Source organism: Salinivibrio sp. SS2, assembly GCF_001722075.1.
GTDB classification, from domain to species: Bacteria; Pseudomonadota; Gammaproteobacteria; order Enterobacterales; family Vibrionaceae; genus Salinivibrio; species Salinivibrio proteolyticus.
Map to the genome: position 1 here is coordinate 1 of NZ_MEBP01000100.1, position 21,041 is coordinate 21,041.

Annotated in this window: 16 protein-coding genes; 1 reads left to right on the top strand and 15 read right to left on the bottom strand. The window is 48.8% G+C overall.

The features are described from left to right. The 5 genes from BGK46_RS12700 to BGK46_RS12720 all read right to left on the bottom strand — a co-directional run. Nucleotides 1-2,874: VCBS domain-containing protein (locus BGK46_RS12700; RefSeq protein WP_175418660.1), on the bottom strand; the 2,874-nt coding region annotated here is incomplete at its 3' end. Between the two features lie 255 nt (nt 2,875-3,129). Then, the gene (locus tag BGK46_RS12705) at nt 3,130-5,001 is read right to left on the bottom strand and encodes a PhoX family protein (protein WP_069589793.1); all 1,872 of its coding nucleotides are present in this window, start codon (nt 4,999-5,001) and stop codon (nt 3,130-3,132) included. 226 nt (nt 5,002-5,227) lie between these two features. Next, entirely contained in the window at nt 5,228-6,079 is an 852-nt protein-coding gene (locus BGK46_RS12710; RefSeq protein ID WP_069589794.1) for a lipase family protein, read from the bottom strand. 127 nt (nt 6,080-6,206) lie between these two features. Next, nucleotides 6,207-6,710, bottom strand: a complete 504-nt coding sequence (locus BGK46_RS12715) for a hypothetical protein (RefSeq protein WP_069589796.1) — start codon at nt 6,708-6,710, stop codon at nt 6,207-6,209. 144 nt (nt 6,711-6,854) lie between these two features. Next, complete coding sequence (locus tag BGK46_RS12720; protein WP_069589797.1) at nt 6,855-7,589, bottom strand: substrate-binding periplasmic protein; 735 nt, start codon at nt 7,587-7,589, stop codon at nt 6,855-6,857. Between the two features lie 452 nt (nt 7,590-8,041). Between BGK46_RS12720 and BGK46_RS12725 the strand changes: the two genes are divergently transcribed. Beyond that, the gene (locus tag BGK46_RS12725) at nt 8,042-8,707 is read left to right on the top strand and encodes a TetR/AcrR family transcriptional regulator (RefSeq protein WP_077481052.1); all 666 of its coding nucleotides are present in this window, start codon (nt 8,042-8,044) and stop codon (nt 8,705-8,707) included. Nucleotides 8,708-8,740: 33 nt separating this feature from the next. Here the strand turns inward: BGK46_RS12725 and BGK46_RS12730 are convergent, their stop codons facing one another. From BGK46_RS12730 to BGK46_RS12775, 10 genes are all read right to left on the bottom strand, one after another. Beyond that, a complete protein-coding gene (locus BGK46_RS12730; RefSeq protein ID WP_069589800.1) occupies nt 8,741-9,460 on the bottom strand; it encodes a YebC/PmpR family DNA-binding transcriptional regulator in 720 nt (239 codons plus the stop codon). A gap of 152 nt (nt 9,461-9,612) precedes the next feature. Further along, a complete protein-coding gene (locus tag BGK46_RS12735) occupies nt 9,613-11,847 on the bottom strand; it encodes a methyl-accepting chemotaxis protein (protein WP_069589801.1) in 2,235 nt (744 codons plus the stop codon). Nucleotides 11,848-12,039: 192 nt separating this feature from the next. Then, complete coding sequence (locus BGK46_RS12740) at nt 12,040-13,569, bottom strand: bifunctional GNAT family N-acetyltransferase/carbon-nitrogen hydrolase family protein (RefSeq protein WP_069589802.1); 1,530 nt, start codon at nt 13,567-13,569, stop codon at nt 12,040-12,042. 32 nt (nt 13,570-13,601) lie between these two features. Continuing rightward, nucleotides 13,602-14,864, bottom strand: a complete 1,263-nt coding sequence (locus BGK46_RS12745; RefSeq protein WP_069589804.1) for a GGDEF domain-containing protein — start codon at nt 14,862-14,864, stop codon at nt 13,602-13,604. A 155-nt stretch (nt 14,865-15,019) separates the two neighbouring features. Further along, nucleotides 15,020-15,655 (bottom strand): LysE family translocator, encoded by a 636-nt coding sequence (locus BGK46_RS12750; protein WP_069589805.1) that lies wholly within the window; start codon nt 15,653-15,655, stop codon nt 15,020-15,022. A gap of 212 nt (nt 15,656-15,867) precedes the next feature. After that, complete coding sequence (locus BGK46_RS12755; RefSeq protein ID WP_069589806.1) at nt 15,868-17,295, bottom strand: aspartate kinase; 1,428 nt, start codon at nt 17,293-17,295, stop codon at nt 15,868-15,870. A gap of 78 nt (nt 17,296-17,373) precedes the next feature. After that, nucleotides 17,374-17,763 carry an ectoine synthase gene (locus BGK46_RS12760; RefSeq protein WP_069589807.1) on the bottom strand — a complete coding sequence of 130 codons (390 nt, stop codon included), beginning with the start codon at nt 17,761-17,763 and terminating at the stop codon, nt 17,374-17,376. A gap of 45 nt (nt 17,764-17,808) precedes the next feature. Continuing rightward, nucleotides 17,809-19,086 (bottom strand): diaminobutyrate--2-oxoglutarate transaminase, encoded by a 1,278-nt coding sequence (ectB, locus tag BGK46_RS12765; RefSeq protein ID WP_069589809.1) that lies wholly within the window; start codon nt 19,084-19,086, stop codon nt 17,809-17,811. 11 nt (nt 19,087-19,097) lie between these two features. Next, entirely contained in the window at nt 19,098-19,655 is a 558-nt protein-coding gene (gene ectA, locus BGK46_RS12770) for a diaminobutyrate acetyltransferase (RefSeq protein ID WP_077457896.1), read from the bottom strand. Nucleotides 19,656-20,013: 358 nt separating this feature from the next. Continuing rightward, nucleotides 20,014-21,012 carry a bacteriohemerythrin gene (locus tag BGK46_RS12775; RefSeq protein WP_069589810.1) on the bottom strand — a complete coding sequence of 333 codons (999 nt, stop codon included), beginning with the start codon at nt 21,010-21,012 and terminating at the stop codon, nt 20,014-20,016. Nucleotides 21,013-21,041 lie beyond the last annotated feature (29 nt).

Consider the following 21,041-nt stretch of genomic DNA (forward strand, 5'->3'; position numbering starts at 1 on the left):
AGCGTCTAAATCCTGCACCGCAGACTGATCAAGGGTATAGGTCCAGTTGCCATCAACCAGCTCGAGCGAGCCATAAGTGCCAGACGCTGTGGTATTGGCAAAGCTCGGAGCATCGTCACCATCCACATCACTGATCGCAATGGTGCCCGTGGCAGTGACAGGCGCATCGCCTTCGTTACCTTCGGTCACTGAACCCACAAACTCACCGGTGACTTCCGGCGCATCATCTGTCCCGGTAATGGTGATAACAATATCTTGTTGGGTGTTATCGCTCGCAGTCAGGGTAATGGTATCCGTCACTTGATTGCCAGCGTCCAAGTTCTGCACCGCAGACTGATCGAGGGTATACGTCCAGCTGCCATCGACCAGCTCGAGCGAACCATAAGTCCCCGTTTCTGTGGTATTGGCAAAGGTGGGTGCATCGTCGCCGTCGACATCGCTGATCGCAAGGGTACCGGTTGCAGTCACGGCCGCATCACCTACGTTACCTTCGGTCACGGAACCAACAAACTCACCGGTGACTTCAGGCGCATCCTCGCTACCGGTAATCGTGATAACAATAGCTTGCTCGGTGCCATCAGAGGCCGTCAGGGTAATGGTATCGGTGACCTGATCGCCGGCATCCAAATTCTGCACGCTGGCTTGATCGAGGGTGTAAGTCCAATTGCCGTTGACCAATTCCAACGAACCATAGGTGCCTGTCTCAGTGGTGTCCGCAAAGGTCGGTGCATCGTCACCGTCGACATCGCTGATCGCAATGGTGCCACTTGCAGTGACCGCAGCATCGCCTTCGTTGCCTTCGGTCACGGAACCAACAAACTCACCGGTCACTTCTGGCGCATCCTCGCTACCAGTAATGGTGATCACAATGGCTTGCTGGGTGCCATCAGAGGCCGTCAGGGTAACGGTATCGGTGACCTGATCGCCAGCGTCTAAATTCTGCACCGCAGACTGATCGAGGGTGTAAGTCCAATTGCCGTTGACCAATTCCAACGAACCATAGGTGCCTGTCTCAGTGGTGTCCGCAAAGGTCGGTGCATCGTCCCCGTCGACATCATTGATCGCAATGGTGCCACTTGCAGTGACCGCAGCATCGCCCACATTGCCTTCGGTCACAGAACCCACAAACTCACCGGTGACTTCAGGCGCATCCTCGCTACCGGTAATCGTGATAACAATAGCTTGCTCGGTGCCATCAGAGGCGGTGAGGGTGATGGTATCGGTGATCTGATCACCGGCATCCAAGCCTTGGATAATGCTACTGTTATTATCGAGCGTATACGTCCAAGTACCATTCACTAGTGATAACTCACCATACTGACCCGACACATCGCCATCGGAAAAGCTCGGCGCATTATTGCCATCTGCATCCGAAATACTGAGAGATCCTGTTGCTTCTAAAATGCTGTCTTCGAACACATCGCCAAGGGTTTGGCCGCTAATTACAGGATCATCATTTGTACCTGTGATAGTTATCGCGATCACTTGGCTGCTGCCGTCTGATGCGGTCACAGTGAAGTTATCCGAAACCGCATCGCCCTCGCTAAGAGATTGCACTGCATCGCTGTCTGCGGTGTAGGTCCAGTTGCCACCGGTGAAGACGAGCTCACCATACTGGCCGGATTGCGTGCTATCGATCCATGTTGGGTTATCGTCGGGGTCGGAAATTGACAAGGTTCCGGAAACCGAGTCTCTGGCTATCAAACTTCCGTCAGAGCCATCGATTTCTCCCTCCGAGAGGGTGCCTGAGGTATCACCTGTGATGGATGCGGGATCGTCAATACGCTCCACTGCTGAGGTGAAGGTTTGAGAGGTGCTCGTTTCGCCGTCTGAGGCGGTGATCGTGAATGTCAGCGAGGCGATATCTAGCGCATCGTTATTGATTGCATCTACGCCTGCCTGAGTGAGAACGACATTATTGCCCTGCAATTCGACATAGTTTTGTCCGCCATCAGTCAACGACAGAGTGAGGGCTTCACCCTCTATATCCGTCGCCGTCACGGTGCCGACGGTATCGCCTGCCGCGACCGCATCTTCGGTGACCGTCGTTGCTGAAAATTGCAGTGTGGGCGCATCGTTGACGGGATTCACGGTGACCGTGATATCGGACGGCGTTTCTGCTTGGCCATCGGAAACGATGACGGTGAGATCAAGATCGCCATTGAAATTGGGTGGTGGTGTGATGACGATATTGCCAGACGCATCTTCGTCGATTTCGACATCTGGATTACCACTGGTGATGGAAACAATAGTAAGGGTGTCACCATCTGGATCGTTGATTTGCTGCAGTATTTGATTGGGCGTCAGCACTAATGGCTGATCTTCATCGGTGCTAAAGGTCAGCGACTCGGCACTCGGCGCTTCATTGGTCTCTGCGGCGGGGAATACTGCGTCTGCGCTTGCCAATCTTAACGCCGTTAAAGCAAATAGCTGTTCGTCGGTTATGCCACCATCGGGGCTGGTAATGCCCTCAGTTTGGAAACCTGCAATGATCTCACCAATACGGCCGTTCGCTTCAATAATCGCCATGGCGGTGATCGCAGACCCTGAGGCTGCAGCACCGGCTGCGGTCGCAGCATCCTCAATCGCATTGGGATCTTCACCCCGTTGGATGGCCTCGATGATTTCAAGCACATCCTCAGGTAAATCTTGTACCAGTGTATCGTCTTCACCTTCGCCGACAAGCAAGGCAGATAAGGCGAGGTTGGCATCGACACCATTCTCAAGGCGCACCGAGGCGGGCTTGTTGCCTACCGCGGTGACGAGCTCTCCCGTCGAAACCGTTTGATTGGCCTCTATCTGACGTACTTGGCCGTCAGGCTGAACGGCAGCAACCGTTCCTTGTGTCTCGGTGACTTGTGTCTCTGTCGCCATGCTGTCGGCTCCTTCGGTAACTGCATTCTGTCAACGTGTTGTTTTTGAATGAGTTACATTCTTTTATCAACCTGTTAGGTGCAGTTTGGCGCATTATCGATACATATACCCTTTGTAAATATAGTTGATAGTTTGCAGATAAGTGCAAAATTTGCGTGTCTGTCATCGTCGCGCAAAATAAAAAGCCCTTGTCAGGACAAGGGCTGAATGGCGTTGGTTAAATCGCGCGAGTGCGAATATTTCGTGGCGGGGCTGTTAGGTTCCGATCACGCCACCATCATCTTTGGTGATCATGATGACTGAAGAGCGAGGAATGGCGTCACCACCAGCAGGAAAGTGAGCACCTGGATGTTGCACGCCCACAAACATAGTGCGTGAGTCAGGGGTAAAGGTTAGTCCCGTGATCTCACACGATGTTGGCCCGGTGAGGAAGCGGCGAATTTCCCCTGTTTGCGTGTCGGCACACAGCATTTGGTTATTGCCCATACCCGCAAAGTCTCCTTCGTTGGAGTAATCACCGTCGGTTTGGATCCAAAGGCGACCGGCACGATCAAAGCCGATACCATCCGGGCTGTTAAACATGTTGTCTTTGTTGATGTTATCGGTACCCGCCATTAACCCAGATTGCTTCTCAGGGTGGCCGGCCATCACGAAGATATCCCACTCAAAGGTAGGCTGAGTATGATCGCCTTGGGTCGGTGCCCAACGAATAATATGGCCATACGGGTTTTTGGTACGTGGATTGGCCGCGTTTAATGGTTGGCTGTCTTTCACGCCACGGTACTTATTATTGGTGAGGGTGCAAAAAACATGCTTGTTGTCGGCGTGCACGGCGACCCACTCAGGACGATCCATGGTGGTTGCACCCACTTGCGTCGCGGCTTCGCGGGCAAAAATGAGCACACTGGCTTGGTCGGGAAAGCCATTTTCTGGGGTTAGGCCATTTTTACCAAAGGTGAGCTCTAACCATTCTCCTTGACCTTTTAGCTCATCGTCGCTGCCAGTAAATTTCGCGACATATAAGGTGCCGTTTTCGAGCAAATCGCGATTAGCGCTACCTTTACTCGGATCGTATTTTCCGTCAGAGACAAATTTATACAGGTGCTCGCCACGTTCATCATCGCCCATATATACCACGACATGGCCATCATCATTGACCGTGAGAGCGGCATTTTCGTGCTTAAAGCGGCCCAGTGCACTGCGCTTTTGCGGGGTTGAGTTGGGATCCATAGGGTCAATTTCGACCACCCAGCCAAAACGATGGGGCTCATTGGGGTGTTTGGCGACGTCAAAGCGCTCGTCGTGTTTGTACCAGTCGTATCCCCAATCGGTATCGCTGATGCCATAGCGCTGATAGGTTTTACCCAAGGTCACGGTTTTTTCGCTGGCAAAATAGCCGTTAAAGTTTTCCTCGCAGGTGAGATAGGTTCCCCAAGGCGTTTCTCCGTTGGCACAATTATTAAAGGTGCCGAGGATCTTTTTACCCGAGGGATCAGCCGCGGTTTTAAGCAGCGAATGACCGGCGGCTGGGCCTGTCATTGCCATCTCCGTATACGCGGTAATACGACGGTTTAAGCGCCCTTGCGGGTTCACCGTCCAGCGGCCATCAACTTTTTTTAGCTCAACCAAAGAGACGCCGTGTGCTGCTTGTGATTTGCGCGCGTCATCGGCTGAGATGTTTTTACCGCCGTGCGTAAACAGAAACTCATCGTTGATATACTCGTTATTGACGGCGAGTAAGGCGCGATCATTGGCGAGCGGGAAAAATGTCATGCCATCATTATTGTCACCAAACTGTTGTGCTTGGGCACTAGCATCGTTTTGCTGCGAAAAGGCGGGGGCATTGGCAAAGATAGGATCGCCCCATGATACCAGTACCTCCGCTTTGTATCCTTCGGGCACAGTGACGGTGTCAGCCGTCGAGGTTGGGATGGCTTTAAAACCGAGTAACTCACTTTTACTCAAGCTGCCAGCCACAGCCTTTGCAACTGGGTTAGCGGCGAAAAAAGCTACGGTACTTGCCGCGCCTGCGCCTTGTAAAAAGCGGCGACGGCTCACGGCGGCGTCAATAAAACGGTTGAATTCGGGTTCTGCATCCAGCGGACGCTGATCAATATGCTTGCTCACGACATGACTTCCTTTCTGTTCGTTATCGTATTTATGGATTTAGTGATAGCGAGGCTCTGCACCACCGGGCGCAAAGTTGGTCGAGAGTCTGGCGAGTCAATATGAAAATGGGGTGACTGTTGGGTGACAGTCTTGGGACACGAAAGTGGGCCGTTAACCTGATCACAGATTGGTTTGGATAAACGGCATTTAGTGACGCCGTCACGTTTTGGCTGTCATGAAACGATCAGTGTTGATCAAAATAGTCTTTGCGTCGGATATATTTGTCCATGTAGTGATAAGCAATCGGACGGGTTAGCCAGCTGAACAAGACGCGTAGTACACGAACGACGGAAGGTGTGTCGGTGTAGATCTTGTTCTCATGTAGCCAGAGCAGTCGTCCGACATGCCAATACAGCATGGGAATACCGGGTAGAAATGTAATGATGTCAACATCACAACAAATACGGTAGGTCTTGGTGTGAAAAGGATAATATCGCTTAAAACGCCACATACCGGCAGCCGGCTGGCCAAAAGTGACAATGCGCTTGATTGCCTGTCCCATTGAGGGATAAAGCATTGCGGCGGCAATGACGGCCATTGCGCCTCCTGATGAATGACCAATAAAGGAGACCTTTTTGTTGGCTTTGAGCAGCGGCGCGAGTGCTGCCTCTAGCTTATCCAGCACTGTGTTTCCGGTCAGTGAGCAGGTGTCGGCAGCTTGCGCTACATCCGCAAACTGGCTTGTGGTCATGGATTGATAGCGGCGCTTGTGCTGTTGCCAGGATAAGCTTTTTTGAGTAAGGAGATAATGAAATCCCCAGTGCACAAAGCATCGGACATTGCCCATCCGTATTTGCTTAGGTCCACACGCGCAATTAACCAGCCAGTCCCACGCGGTTTGTGAGCCGCGAAATACCACCACCACATCGTCATCATCGCGCCAGAGCACGCGAATAATGCACCGTCCCCAGCGATCATAGATATCCCGTCGTCCGTTTGGGCTAAATCCATAATGGGTATGATCAAAATAGCTCGGATAGGACGCGCGGCATAAAATGGCATAACGCTCGTATTGATATCGCTTTAATCGTTTCACAGTCGCCCAATTAATTGCCTGTTTGGAACGAGATTACGCAACTAAGGTGACGAAAAAACGAAACTATCGTAACGAATGAGTGTGAGAGCGTCAGCGTGAACACACTGACGCAAGACGCCGAGTCTAACTAGTCGTAGCTCGCGAGAAATGGCTCTAAATGGGTGTCGTAGGTCAGAGCTTGAATGGGGCCTCGATGCGTGAGGATCCACTCCGCGTTGGTGCAATTGCCAATACCGATAACCACTTGCACGAGTAAACGCAGGTCTTTTAGCCAACGCTGGGTTTGTTCATGGCTCCAGTCGTCACGGTAGTGAGCCATGTGATACTCCACCCACCAGTAAGCGCCTCGAATAAAGGCCTTCATGACGGATTCTGCTGCCAAGATCTGCTCCGCACTGCCCGAAAAATCAAAATCCGGAGAGATAGGGTGGCCTTGTGTAAATGCGACATAGTTGCGGCAGTGCCGAAACAATGCCAATTGTAAGCCTGCCGCAGAATCATAATGGGTTAAAGGCAAGGTTGTTACTGGAAGGTGTTTGACGGATTTACGGAATAGGGCGACAGTACGTTTCCCTGGCATCAAATGCTCAATCGCGTAAAACAGGTCCAGACTAATCAGTTGGTTACTCAAGGGGCTCCTTCGCGATATCTATCCATGTTGTTGGGCACAGTCAGAAAGCTGGTCGCTGTAACAACCAGCATCTTGAAGGATTACGAGTATACAACACCCGAGCGCGAAATGAAGTGAGAATACAGATAGATGGCGATAAACTCGTTACTCGAGTCCGTAGCGGGCTTTTAATGCCTCGACATCCTCTTTGTTATCAACTAAAAACCGATTGAATTCGGCGATCACTTCGGGATACTTGATGGTTGAAAGGTGGCGGGTGCCCTTGCTGTGTGGCAGGGTATCGTCAAACCGTACCGAGCCTTTTTGAAATCCCATTTGCTCTAAGTAAAATTGCGCAACGGCAACGTTTGCGTATCCGCCATCAACGCGACCGCTCACCACTTTCATCAACAGTGAGTCGTATTTGTAACTTTCATCAACCTGAATTTGACCGGCGCTGATCCGAGACTGGTAGGGATAAGGCGTAAACCCTGCCACAACACCTAAATATTTAAGCCGGTTAAGAGACTTGCCATAGTTGTCATCAATGACCATGACGCCATCAATATAGTTGACGACAGGCTCGCTGTAGAAGATTTTTGACTTACGCTTGATTTCTGGGCTCCACTTTGGACTATCGGGATATTTAAAATCGACAGCCCCGTCGACAAAGCGGTGATATAAGCGCTTTAACGGGAGAGGTTTATAGATAAAACGGTAATTTTGGGTTTTGGCAAACATATCGAGCAACTCCCGATTGAAGCCAGAGTAATTACGGTTTGCATAGGAGGAATACGGATAATACTGCGAGAAATTTTGCACGCCAATCACGTAGGTGGGATTCGCACCCACAGGAAGTGTAGCGAGTATTGTCAGTAGTAAACACCATTGCCATTTCATTCGAACGTCACCGACTCATTGCACTATTACTATTGTAGACCTTGGCCCCAGAAGTGTCTGTGGACGGCATCGTATTCGCGTGTATATCAACTTGTTAAATCTGATCAGCAGTCTTAACAATCGATGTGTCGCCACCCAATGCAGATACCATTGCTGTTGTTTAATGCGATCACCGCTCCTTTCCTCATTCTGAAAGTCTTTCCTGTCATCCTGTTATTTAACTACAGGTTAGCTCTGTTGGTGATCAATGTGTGTCATTCCTCTCGCTAATCCGCCTTTTATCTGAGTGTTATGCGTAATGTGTCACCGAATAATGATCGTCTAGAAACGGGCTCGGAGGCTGTTTTTGATCACCTAACTGACTGATCTGTCCTTAATGCTATAACTTTCAACTACTTCCAAATTGCCCACCAAGTTCTGTTGAAAAAACATTCGGTTATTGGTCACATTTTATGCAAATAAAATTGAATGAACATTCGGTATGTTTTATTTTTTCAACTAGTCTTTCATTTTTTGATCAAATCACGATGAATAAGAACGAAATTGCTTCTCAGGCGATGCGGCAAAGAATTCTCTCGACGACCTTAGAAATTGTTGGAAATGAGGGGCTTGCAGCATTAACTGCAACAAAGTTAGGTAAGAAGGCGGGGATCAGCAAAGGGGCGCTTTATCATCATTTTGACAATCTAGATGCGGTAAAACACGCTGCGGTAGATGAGCTGATTTCAATGTTTCTCGCGGTGGCAGAGCCCGCGAATTTTGATGATTTTGAGAGTTATCTCGAAGTGACGGGTGATACCTTGTATCTCACCATGAAATGCGAACCTTATGCGATGAAAGCCATGTACAGTTTCACCGCGCAAGCGTTATTTGACGATCAGTTCAGAGCGTCAATACAGCGCTTTTCTCAGCATGGACTTGCAGAGTACACTCGGGCGATAGATTACTTCTATCAAGGCAAAATTCCTCAGCACCAAATTGATACCGCAATCCGTGTTGTAGATGCCTTTTTTCTAGGGGTTGGCTTGCAAAGCTATTTATTGCAGGGGGAAGATAAGTTCCGGCAAAACTGGGCGTTGTTCTCTCAAATGCTGCTCAAGCAACTTGGTGAGAAATAAGGCGCCTTTTCAAAGGCGCCTTGAGTGAACGGCTTAAACGAGCTCAGCATTGTGATAAACGTTTTGTACGTCATCACAGTCGTTTAGCATATCGAGGAACTTTTCAAAACGTTCAACGTCTTCGCCACTGACTTCTGTATTGGTCTGAGGAACAAAGGTAATCTCTTCCAAGTCCAGAGGCGCATCACCAAGGTGATCGCTGAGTGCGTTTTTCACTTTGAAAAACTCTGTATGCGGCGCAAATACGGTGATCACACCATCTTCTGCTTCAATATCGGTCACGTCGACATCTGCCATTACTAGCGCTTCGAGAACGCCTTCTTCATCGTCGCCCGCAAACTGAAATACCGCTTGATGCTCAAACATGTGTGACACGGCGCCCGGTGAGCCAATCTTGGCATCATTCTTTACAAAGCATTGGCGCACGTCCATATAGGTGCGATTGTTGTTATCAGTCAGACAATCGACGATAACGGCACAATTGCCAGGACCAAACCCTTCGTAGCGAGCTACTTCATAGTTTTCGCCGCCACCACCATTGGCTTTATCAATGGCTTTATCGATCACATGGCCAGGTACTTGGTCTTTTTTCGCTTTTTCAATCAAACGGCGTAGTGAAAGGTTGCTGTCTGGGTCACTACCGCCATTTTTGGCGCACACGTAAATCTCTTTACCGTACTTTGAATACACTTTGATTTTTGCGCCCTGGGTTTTGGCCATCGACGCTTTACGAACTTCAAAACTACGTCCCATTCGGAATCTCTCTTGTTACGCTTACGCAGAAATGCGGTGATTCTATCAAGATAGCCATTCTATGTGCTAGCGAATGTTGAGAGTTTGCGCGAGGTCAGGCGATTGTGTGGGAGAAGAGAGGTGCTCGGCACATAAGGTGCCGAGCGTGAGCGTTAGGCAAGCTTGCCTTGGCAATGAAATTTACTGGTATGGCCTTTGAGCACTTGGGAAAGGGCACTTAAGTCTTGTGTTGCTTGCGTGATCTGGTCCATGGCTTGACGGTTTTCACCTGTCATGGTGTTAATTTCCTCGAGGTTTTGATTGATCTCTGTCGCGACCAAGGATTGCTCTTCAGAGGCGCTCGCCATCTGCAGTGACATATCGGCGATCTCTTCGACGGCCATCACCGCTTGTTTTAGCGATGCAATACTCGACTCTGCCCGTTCCGAGACATTGCCTGCAGCGTCCGCACTGTCGACCATTGCTTGCGTTGTGTCGCTGGAATCGCGTTGCAAGTTTTCAATCAATTGGGCAATTTCACCCGTCGCGTCTTGTGTACTTTGCGCGAGGGTTCTCACTTCGTCGGCAACTACCGCAAATCCGCGTCCTTGCTCACCCGCACGTGCCGCTTCAATGGCCGCATTAAGCGCGAGTAGATTGGTTTGATCGGCAATTTGTCCAATGGTTTGTAAAATGCCTGAAATGTCTTCCGCACTGCGGACTAACGAGTCAGATTTGGTGCGCGCACTTTGTAATCGCGCGACTAAGTCGCGCATTGAGTCGACGGCGAGTGAGACCTGACTGTCACCATCGTGGATCATCTCACGCGCTTTCTCCGCGGCATCGGCCGTGGAAGAGGTACTGGATGAGATTTGATTGGCGGTCGCGGTCATCTGCTCCATCGCTGCCGCAACCTGTTCAGTACGTGCATTTTGCGCTTCGAAGTTGGTCAAGGTTTCAACGGTTGACGCTGACAGTTGTTCTGCCGCTGCGGCTTGTTGGCTGGTAGCGCCGATAATATCACACACCATTGCGGTGAGGTTTTTGGTCATTTCTCGCATTGAGCGATAAACACCAGTCGCGTTCGGATCTTGATTAAAGGAGACGGTGAGATCGCCATCGGCAATGGTTTGCACAATTTTTTCCATTTCTTCAGGTTCACCGCCAATCGGACGAGTAATTTTGCGGGCAAAGATAATGGCGGTTGCAACGATACCCATCACGGCAATCACAAAAATGACCGCGACAGAAAGCTCGAGCGCGTTTAGAGCAGCAAAGGCTTCTTTAACGTCCATTTCTGCAATGATCGCCCAGGTTAGCCCTCCAGCGGTCACCGGTGCATAAGCAGACAAAACAGGATTACCATTATAATCGCTAATGACATCAATGCCTTTTTCGCCGTTAATTGCACGTTGAACGGCTTGCGTGTTGACGGCACCTTCAGCGGGGTTCATAAACGAAGCGAACACGGTGCGGTGTTCTGGGTCTAGAAATGAGTTGGAGCGCATTAAGCCGTCGCTGCCCACCAGGTAGGTCTCACCGGTTTGGCCTAAGCCATCACGCTCGGTCATGATTTCACTCAATCGATCAATGGGGAATTGGTACGCTAACACACCCAGTAACTGATTATTACGGTAGACAGGCGAGGCCATAAATCCTGCTGGTGCATTGGCGGATGCGGAGTAGGGCGAAAAATCGACAATCACGGCATCGCCATTGCTAAGTTGACGGCCTTGTTTAAAAGCCTCGGCAAGCCCTGAGCGTTGAAAAGGCCCGGTGAGTAGCGAGGTGCCAAAGTCGACTTCTTTGGAGACCGAGTAAATCACCGTGCCCCGCTGCGCTTCAATGAGAAAAATGTCGTAATAGCCAAATTTCGCTTGGACGTCTCTTAAAAAGGGGTGGATAGCTTGATGAGCGCGATCGTAAGCGGGCAATTGGCGACTGGTTTGGTAATTCCCTTTTTCGCCGATGGGACTGGGGTTATTCACCAGATACGCGTTTTGTAGGGCAATAGTTTGTGGAGAAAGCTGTGCGACGAGCTCCTGTACACTCGGTAAGCCAGTGTTGCCAGTCGCTTGTAGTTTACTGGTTAGGTTCTGCTGATAATAGCGGACTAACGATGATGACGCGGCGTTTTCTGGGCGGGCTAAGTTGGTAAAGGCTTGGGTCATGGAAGCCATGGCATCAGCGATAGAAGGGATTTCCGCAGTGGTAATGATCTGCCCTTCTGCGGTTTTAAAATAACGCTCGACTGCAGATTTTTTCACCTCTCGCAGTGCTTCTAACTGGTTAAACGTTTGGGTCTCGAGCGAGGAAGATGCCGTATTAAGCGACAGCAATGTGATCACCAACGCAGGCACGATGCCCACGCCAAGCAAGCTGACGAGCATTCTATGTTTGAGCTTCATGGCCTTTCACCTCAATGATTAATTAGCCGATTGGATAGGCAAGCCGAATTGGTTGCTTTTTAATCAATAGTAGTTAGTGATTGGCAGGCGTGTCGTAAAAATTGGGCGCTTGTTGTGTTTTTTTTTGTTCACAGTGTGAGCAAGGCCAATAAATAGAAGTGATTTGCCCCGCAATTTACGGGGCAAAAGCCTTTACTCCTGACTCAGGTGATTGGCATACAGTTTTGGTCGACGGTGCTTGAGGTTGGTGACTGAACCTCGCTCGTGCAGCATTTTAAGTTTGTCTAAATCGACATCCGCAAAGATCATCATTTCTGTATTGGCATTCGCTTCGGCGAGTGTTGCATCGTGGGGGAAATACACATCAGACGGCGAGAATACTGCTGACTCAGCATACTGAATGTCGACGTTATCTACTCGAGGGAGGTTGCCCACGCTGCCTCCAATGGCGACATAGCATTCGTTCTCAATCGCACGCGCTTGAGCGCAGAGACGAACGCGTAAATAGCCGTTTTTGGTGTCGGTCCAGAAAGGAACAAAGAGGATCTGCACATCTTGTTCCGCGAGGATGCGTCCCAGTTCAGGGAATTCGACATCATAACAGATGAGGATCCCCACACGTCCGGCATCGGTTTCAATGACTTTGACGGTTTCGCCGCCATCAATCACCCAGTCTCGCTGTTCATGCGGCGTGATATGTATTTTGTATTGCTCATCGATGCTGCCGTCTCGATGCATCAGGTATGACACGTTGTACAACTTTTCATCTTCTAATACAGGCATACTGCCTGCAATGATATTGATGTTGTAAGTAACGGCGAGTTGAGAGAAGCGTTGCTTAATTGTCTGTGTGAATTCACTTAAAAAACGGATTGCTTCTACAGAGCCTTTTTCTGGGGCAAGCCCCATCAAAGGCGCACAGAAAAACTCAGGGAATAGGGCAAAGTCCGATTGATAATTCGATAGCGATGAGACAAAAAACTCCGCTTGATTGAGCAGGTCATCGACGGAGAGTACATGACGCATTTGCCATTGAACCACCCCAATACGAACAATAGTCTTCTCTATATCGTGGACGGATGAGGCATCCTCTTCATAAAAGAAATTGTCCCACTCTAATAGGGTGGCGTAGCCTGCGGATTTACCATCCTCTGGAAGATATCGGTTCATCAAACGTTTCACATCAAAATGATTTGATAGTTGAAACGACAAAATCGGATCGTGGATTTCTTTACGACGCACTTTGTTGATGTATTCAGTGACCGTCAGGTCATTATGCTTGTGATAACCGGGAATCCGCCCACCGGCAAGAATAGCTTTGAGGTTAAGCGCTTGGCAGAGATCTTTACGTGCTTCGTAAAGCCGACGTCCCAAGCGGTGACCACGATAATCAGGGTGAACAAAGACATCGAGGCCGTAGAGCGCATCCCCTTTGGCATCATGAAATACCACCCCATCATCGGTGATGATATCCGCGTAAGTATGAGGAATAGAAAAGCGGTTATAAGCCACTTTTAGCGTGAGTGCCGCGGCGACAATCTTACCATTGTCTTCAATACAGATTTGTCCATCCGGAAACGCGGTCACCAATTGCATGATAGTACTCTTGGGCCACGCGCCCCCAACATCGGGAAAAACGAGATCCATCAGTTCTGCAAGTGGCTGGTAATCACCTACCTCTATCACACGCAAGTTCAGCAGCGTGTCGGCATTTTCGTCCATTACATGATCTCCTTAGGATGTCTGACTCCCCATTATGTCAAAGATTGTCGTGTGAGATAACGTTTAGGAAGATCTGTGTTCGACTCTTCGCAAGGAATAGAGGTTGTGGCTCGCATGGGGGCGACACTTGACGGCGCGGCTTGATGCTCGGTGAGGGCAAATTCGATCCGATTCCGGCCACGTGCTTTTGCCTCATAAAGCGCGCCATCGGCACATTCGAATAGCTGATTTATTGTCACAGGCTGATGGCGGCGATGGATAGCGACACCCACACTGACGGTAAAGCGAATGATATGTCCTTGTTCTGTCCTGACTTGGCAGGCTTCAATTTGTCGGCGAAGCTGCAATGCGATGTGCTGAACGCGTTTAACTGAATCCCCACTCAATAACAGGATAAATTCTTCTCCGCCCGTTCTCGCGCACAAGGCGCCTTCTTGTTGAGCGATATGCTGTAAATGCTGGCTAAAAGCGATCAGGACTTGGTCACCGGCGAGATGGCCATACACGTCGTTAATACTTTTAAAGTTATCCAAGTCAGCCAATAACAAGGCGTGAACGGTATCGTCTTCAAGACGTTGAGTGGTTTGGGTCACAAAGGCACGACGATTGGGGAGTTGAGTGAGCGTGTCTTGCAAAGCCAGTTGGCACAAGGTGTATTCGAGCCGCTCAAAGCAAAGATAAATAAAGGTCACAAATTTGACGAACTCGGCCATCAAAATCATGTAGTAGACGAAGATATAGCGATGGGACAGCGTGGTTTCGTTGAATGGCGTATCAAACGCAAACTGGATGCGCAGGCCATACAGAACCAACAAGATAGAAGCGATACCAGCATATAAGCGATAGCCAGTGCGTGCGCGATACGGGCTTTTGAGCAGTATACGAAGCACCATCAGGTGTATAACTGCATAGAATAGGCAATAAAAACTGATGCGTATGGCAAGGGGCGCATCATTGACAAGGAACAATGAGTATATCCCGACAGCCAGTGTAAAGAGCAACCCGCCGACACGCCACCAAGGTGGCTGTTTTTCGAGTGATTGGGTCCCCCACCAGACGAAAACTTGGGCGCTTATGGCTGCTACGACACCGAGCCAAACAAGCGCTGATATCTCTGTACTATTTCCGAGGTTATACACGGACGTGCCTGCTGAGATCAACAAGCACGCTATGCCCCACAGCTTGATATCTCTGTGTTGATTAAACTGCCAACCAATCAATAACACGGCGACCGTCAGTAACCAAAATATACTGATGCAGGCTAGTGTGAGTGTGGGTAAATGAAGGTCAAACACGTACTCGAATCCATCCGATACAACTGTCTAAGCGCCTAATGTTAGGCAATAAAAGCCTATTAATAACGTGCTTGCGCACAATATACCAGACAAGGATGAGACCTTTTATCGCACCACAAGGTTTTGTTGATTTTTGGTGTCTGGTCGTTCAAGACTTAGACGCCATTCTGCTGTAAAAACAGCCAAATAGCCAGAATTGCAAAGACGATCGCCATCAATTTATGCTGGTATTTCTGAACGCTAGGACGTGTGAATAAAGCGTTACCTAGACGACCAACTATCACAACAAGCAAGACATTAAACGCCAATCCGAGAATATTGAGCAATAGGCCAAGACTCAAAAGCTGCATGCCTGAGGATGCTTGGATTTGTTGCGAGATGAACTGAGGTAAAAAGAGAACAAAAAAGAGTAGAGCCTTGGGGTTGAGTAAGTTGGTCATCACCGCGCGTTTATAAAGGTGTCGGCCCATCTTTTGACGATGAGCAAGCGCTTCACTATCCGTTGGCGAAGCTCGCCATGTGTCGATGCTCATTTTAAGCAGATAAACGGCGCCTACGTACTTTAAAACAATGAGCGCCATAGGCGACATGGCGATCATCGCTGATACGCCCGTGGCAGCCAAGAGGGTCAGAATCAATCCGGATGTCGCATTCCCTAAACTTGCTGCTAACCCGACTCGCTTTCCATAACTAAGACTTGCACTAATGATAAGTAGCATGTCGGGACCGGGGATAAGAAGCAGCGCCACAACGGCCGTTAAATAAACAGGGAGCAAGGTTGGATCAATCATGGAATGCGCGTATCACTGACAAAATAAAACGCGGCATTTTACCCGCTTAGGTAAAAGGATCAACGGAACTTCGCTATTATGATAATCATTAGTACTAAAATTAGTGTAAACAGGCGTGGAAACTTAATGTGATAAGCATAAAAAAACGCCTCTCGAAAGAGGCGTTTAATGGTAGAAAAATTGACTGAGCAATTAACTGCTTAGCGCTGTGGTTATGCGGCTTTGATGGTCGGCTTTGGGGCCGGTTTCTCAATAAAGCATGCGTGTAGTGCGCAAATCGCCGCGTGATAGAATTTATCCAGTACCACGTACTGTACATCCACGTCGCGCATCGAAGAGTGTGCGGCTTTTGGATTAATTTCTGCGTCCAGTAGCGCGAGCATACCTCGGCTCATGGTCTGGTTGGAGTCAATCCGGCTACCAATGACCGAAATCAACGCAACCATCTCGCCAGTGATCTTCGCTTTAGGATACAGCTTCTCTACGCGATTAATCACTTTGTCTTGGCTGGCGGTCTTACCATCCAAATAGTAAGTGATCGAGTTGGCGTTCATTTCTTTACTGATTAGCTGAACGTTTTCCTCACGAATAATTTCCATCACGTCGTAGCTGACGCGATCGACATGGCCAACCATTGATTGATCAAAGATATGCAGCGCTAGCACTTTATCACGACCTGCAATGATCTCGATTTCATTGTCTTTCGGACGATATTTGTGGGAAATCACCGTACCTGGATGATCGGGTTCGAAGGTATTTTTCACCACAAGTTCGATGCCGACCGCGCGCATCCCTGATGCGGCATTCGGGTGAATTGCTTCCATCCCCAAGTTGGCAAGCTGATCAGCTACATCGTAGTTGCTCAAGCCCATCGGCTGAACGCGTTCTGGACCGACGATACGCGGATCAGCACTGCTTAAATGATACTCTTTATGGATCACCGCGCTGCTTGCTTTGGTCAATACCGCAATACGACTGAACGTCATTTCGCTATAGCCGCGATCGTATGTTTTCATCAAACCTTCATCGCAGTATACGTAGCCGGTAACGATGGGCAGCTCATTGCTGAGATCGATATCTTCCATGGCACGCGCAATCACGGTGTTTAAATCACCCTGTGCTTCGTCGGGGTTGTCCCAGCCAGAAAGGTCAACAAACCGTGAGTTGATTCCCACGCTCTCAAGCAAAAGAGAAGAGTTGTGCGCACTGTGAGCTTCTCCAATTGACGAGAGGAACTCGCGCACTTGGGGCAAATAGCTTTCTAGAGAAAACTGCCCATAGTTACAGGTTTCGAGAATACCTTCGATGCAGCTGTGCGCTTTCTCCATACGTTGACGAATGAAGTTGTCTGCACGCTCGCGGTAAACAGGGTCTGGGAACATGTTGCTGTTAATGAGCAGCATACGTTGTTCCAACTCTTCCATGGCATCGCGCCACTTCGGATTGTTGGCGGCGAGTAGGCGATAGATACCCGGCTTGCCAGACCGCTTACACTCCAGCAATGCATCCGTGATGCCAGCATAAGCAGAAACCACAAAAATTCGGTTATAAGGGTTGGACGGGTACAAAAAGATATTATCCATGACAGCGTCGAACGCTGACATTGATGTACCGCCGATCTTTTCAACGGTATGATTCATGTGAGCTCCTTGTGGGCTTTTATGAATTGAAGTCGTCGATTGGGTTTACAGGGGCAGCATCCCGCTGCCCCAAGACGGTTAATCGACCAGAGGGTAAACACCGTTTTCGTCATGTGTCTCTTGCCCAGTAATCGGTGGGTTAAAGACACAGGCCATGACCATATCAACACCCTTATTAGCGCGAAGCTGGTGCTCGTCATGTTTGTCAAGAATGTACAGTGTGCCAGGTTTGATTGGATACACTTTACCGTCGTCGGTCGTTTCAATCTCACCTTCACCTGATATGCAATACACAGACTCTAAGTGATTCTGGTAATGGATATGTGTGTCAGTATTGGCGTAAATAGTAGTAATGTGGAATGAGAAGCCCATGTTGTCATCGCGCAACAACATACGGACACTTTCCCAATTTTCAGCCACTACGCGGCGTTCACTGTTTTGGCATTCTTCTAATGTGCGAACAATCATGTCAATCCTTTATACGTCTGTTTGTTAGTGGGTGAGAGCTTTGAATTAAGACGCTTTTTTCAATTTGTCTTTTTTGTATTGCTCAACCGACTTAACAAAAATCTGCAGGCCTTTCTCCATTTCAGCTTCGCTGACTGTCAATGGTGAGAAGAATTTGATCACTTCATCATCAGGGCCAGCTGTTTCGATGATCATACCGTGCTCGAAACAAAGGCTTGTGATGGCATCTGAGATATCACCATTCTTACATGCGATACCCTGCATCAGGCCACGACCTTTGATGGTGTCGAACAGGTCACCATTTTTCGCTAAGACGTCTTTCAACACTTTATTGAGTTGATCAGCACGTGCTTGGATATGGGTTTGGAACTGATCATCTAGCCAGTAAGTTTCAATCGCTTCTGCGGCTGTCACAAACGCATGGCTGTTACCACGGAATGTACCGTTATGTTCGCCAGGTGCCCATTGATCCAGCTCAGGTTTCAGTAGAACCAGTGCCATTGGTAGGCCATAACCACCAATCGACTTCGACAAGGTCACGATATCTGGGTTGATACCTGATGGCTCGAAGCTAAAGAAAGTACCAGTACGGCCACAGCCAGCTTGAATATCATCGACGATCATCAATATGCCATGTTCTTCACAGATGCTCTCTAGGCGTTGCAGCCACTCATTAGAAGCCGCATTGAGACCGCCTTCACCTTGAACGACTTCAAGCAAGACAGCGGCGGGTTTATCTCCACCTGTTAGACCGCTTGAGGCATCGTTTAGCATGGTTTCGAACAGTGTGAGACCGTCAACATCGGCATAGCCGTCATACGGAATACGTGTTACCGCGTTATTCACTGGCATACCGCCGCCACCGCGATGGTGATGATTACCAGTCACAGCGAGTGCGCCATAGGTACAGCCGTGGAAGCCGTTCGTAAATGAAACGATGTTTGGGCGACCTGTCACTTTTCGTGCCAGCTTCATCGCCGCTTCAACAGCATTTGTACCGGTTGGACCCGTGAACTGGAATTTATAGTCCAAGTTACGTGGTGCCAAGATGTGCTCTTTAAATACCTCGAGAAAGCGTGCTTTTGCACCGGTGTGCATATCCAAGCCGTGGGTAATCCCATCTTTCTCGATGTACTCAATCAGCGCTTTTTTCAGCGTCGGATTATTGTGTCCGTAGTTAAGCGAACCGGCGCCAGCAAGAAAATCGAGGTAGCGCTTGCCGTCAACGCCAGTGATCCAACAGCCCTTCGCGCTTTCAAACACGACGGGGAAGTTGTTGGCGTAACATTGAACATTTGACTCCTGCGATTTAAAGATATCCATAACTCATCCTGTTATTTTTTGAGTGGAATTCGGAAAAGGTATTCGGTGTCATGTTCACCGTTAAAGTGCTCTTGTTCATCAAGGAACACTGAGCGCTGACCACCTGTACCGTAGAGGCGGTCTACCTTTTTGAACAGCGCCCAAGAACCAGCGTTGTCTTCAGTGATCGTGGTTTCAATGAATCGAATGTCTTGTGACACTTTGCGCGCCAGTAACGCTTCGACCATTGAAAGGGCAAGCCCTTCTCCACGTGCTTTGGGCGATACGGCTACCTGCCACACAAAAAATGTGTCTGGTTGCTCTGGACGAATGTAGCCAGAGACGAAGCCGTGAATGTCGCCGTCACGCTCTGCCACAACACAGGTCTCTTTGAAGTGCGTTGCCTGTAAAAAGTTGCAGTAGGCGGAGTTCACATCCAACGGAGGGCACTGGGTGATTAATCGATAGATGTCGCCACCATCACGAATCGATGGCTTACGAAACACAAACCGCGTGCTCGGTTTTATCTGTTTACGGTCAAGGACTTCGTTTTCAAGAACTGCCGTATCTGTCGTTTTTGATCGCCACATAATTGTTTTGTGCTCTAACGAATTCGTTATATATAATAGGCGCTGAATTTTGTTTATCAACCCCGGATTTCGCTAATCGGTTTATCACTACTCAGTAAGTAACTGATATTAGTAAAATTTGTTAATGTTAAAATTTTTATTAACCATAATACTTTGATGCGTAACATTTACTGGCCTAAATGTATTGACGATTCTCAATCTGGTGTGACTCATGCCACAAAGATGGGGGAGCGGCTTGGACTTCGTCTCAGTTGCAGTTGAATGAGGTGAAAAGAGTGGCTTTAAAAATAGACGTAAAAGAGATTTTACTAGACAAAAAGCCTAGTCACCTTTGCTGCTTGTGAATCTAATAGGGTGACTAGGCGGATTGAGGCGATTGGCTAAGGAATTCGCGATATTGTCTGTCTTCTTTGACGACGTGGTGCACCCACCAGTAACGCAAAAACTTGAAAAAGACTGAAGGGTACAGTTCAGGATCCGCCTGGCATTGCAGTAACACATAATGTGCTTGCCGTGATAAACGTTCATGGATGGCTGCATGTTCTTTGTATTTGGGGTAGGCGAGATCGTGAAGAATGTCTTCTTCTAGCTGGAAGTGGGACACAATGTAGTCTCGAAACCGCTGGGCGAGATCATCAAAATCTCCTTTTTCACCATCTGCATGGTGATACGCGATAGCCTCATAGGTGTCATTGATGATAGCCAGTAATTGCTTGTTACTGGCATCGAGATCTGGGTGCCCCACAGAATATTTATCCTGCCAACGAATGAACTTTCTGTCTTTGCTCTCTGCTGTTGGATGTTCAGGAGTTACTGGGGGGGCTGTTACGCCAACGGTTGGACTCGCCTCTGTAATTCTTTCGATTTTCTCCTGTTCTTCTTCAGTGAAGACAACGGCACCATTGTGCTCAAAATCGGTCGATTTGGCCGGATCGGCCTGATACATCTCAAAGTAGTACTTAGGTGGCTTTTTGGATTTTGTATCTCTGGCTAGTTGTTGAATGCGATTTTCGAGGTCTTGTTTTCTAACGGGTTTGACCATGAATGCGTCAACATCATAGCGGATGCATTCGCTTATCACTGATTGGGAGGCATTAGCGGTGAGAATGATGATCGGGACATCGTGCTGTAGGTGGTAGCGACCACTACGGATAAGCCTAAGCATCTCCAAGCCATCGATAGGCTCCATCTGTAGGTCAGTGATAATTAAACTAGGTTGTTCGTGAAAGGCCCTTGATATAGCTTCAGCACCATCAGCCGCCGTGATAACGGATTTGATCCCTAGCGCTTGTGCCATCAAACCTATGGTATCTCGAATCATCTCATGATCATCTACCACTAAACAACGAGATAGCATACTCCCTCCTGCTAAAGCGCTAACCGTCT

What these genes read in the sequence shown, in the direction of transcription:
- BGK46_RS12725 (WP_077481052.1), top strand. Translation starts at nt 8,042, where the DNA reads ATGCAAATAAAATTGAATGAACATTCGGTATGTTTTATTTTTTCAACT.
- BGK46_RS12755 (WP_069589806.1), bottom strand. Translation starts at nt 17,295, where the DNA reads ATGAATCATACCGTTGAAAAGATCGGCGGTACATCAATGTCAGCGTTC.
- BGK46_RS12720 (WP_069589797.1), bottom strand. Translation starts at nt 7,589, where the DNA reads ATGAAATGGCAATGGTGTTTACTACTGACAATACTCGCTACACTTCCT.
- BGK46_RS12750 (WP_069589805.1), bottom strand. Translation starts at nt 15,655, where the DNA reads ATGATTGATCCAACCTTGCTCCCTGTTTATTTAACGGCCGTTGTGGCG.
- ectA (WP_077457896.1), bottom strand. Translation starts at nt 19,655, where the DNA reads ATGTGGCGATCAAAAACGACAGATACGGCAGTTCTTGAAAACGAAGTC.
- ectB (WP_069589809.1), bottom strand. Translation starts at nt 19,086, where the DNA reads ATGGATATCTTTAAATCGCAGGAGTCAAATGTTCAATGTTACGCCAAC.
- BGK46_RS12735 (WP_069589801.1), bottom strand. Translation starts at nt 11,847, where the DNA reads ATGAAGCTCAAACATAGAATGCTCGTCAGCTTGCTTGGCGTGGGCATC.
- BGK46_RS12760 (WP_069589807.1), bottom strand. Translation starts at nt 17,763, where the DNA reads ATGATTGTTCGCACATTAGAAGAATGCCAAAACAGTGAACGCCGCGTA.
- BGK46_RS12775 (WP_069589810.1), bottom strand. Translation starts at nt 21,012, where the DNA reads ATGCTATCTCGTTGTTTAGTGGTAGATGATCATGAGATGATTCGAGAT.
- BGK46_RS12740 (WP_069589802.1), bottom strand. Translation starts at nt 13,569, where the DNA reads ATGGACGAAAATGCCGACACGCTGCTGAACTTGCGTGTGATAGAGGTA.
- BGK46_RS12730 (WP_069589800.1), bottom strand. Translation starts at nt 9,460, where the DNA reads ATGGGACGTAGTTTTGAAGTTCGTAAAGCGTCGATGGCCAAAACCCAG.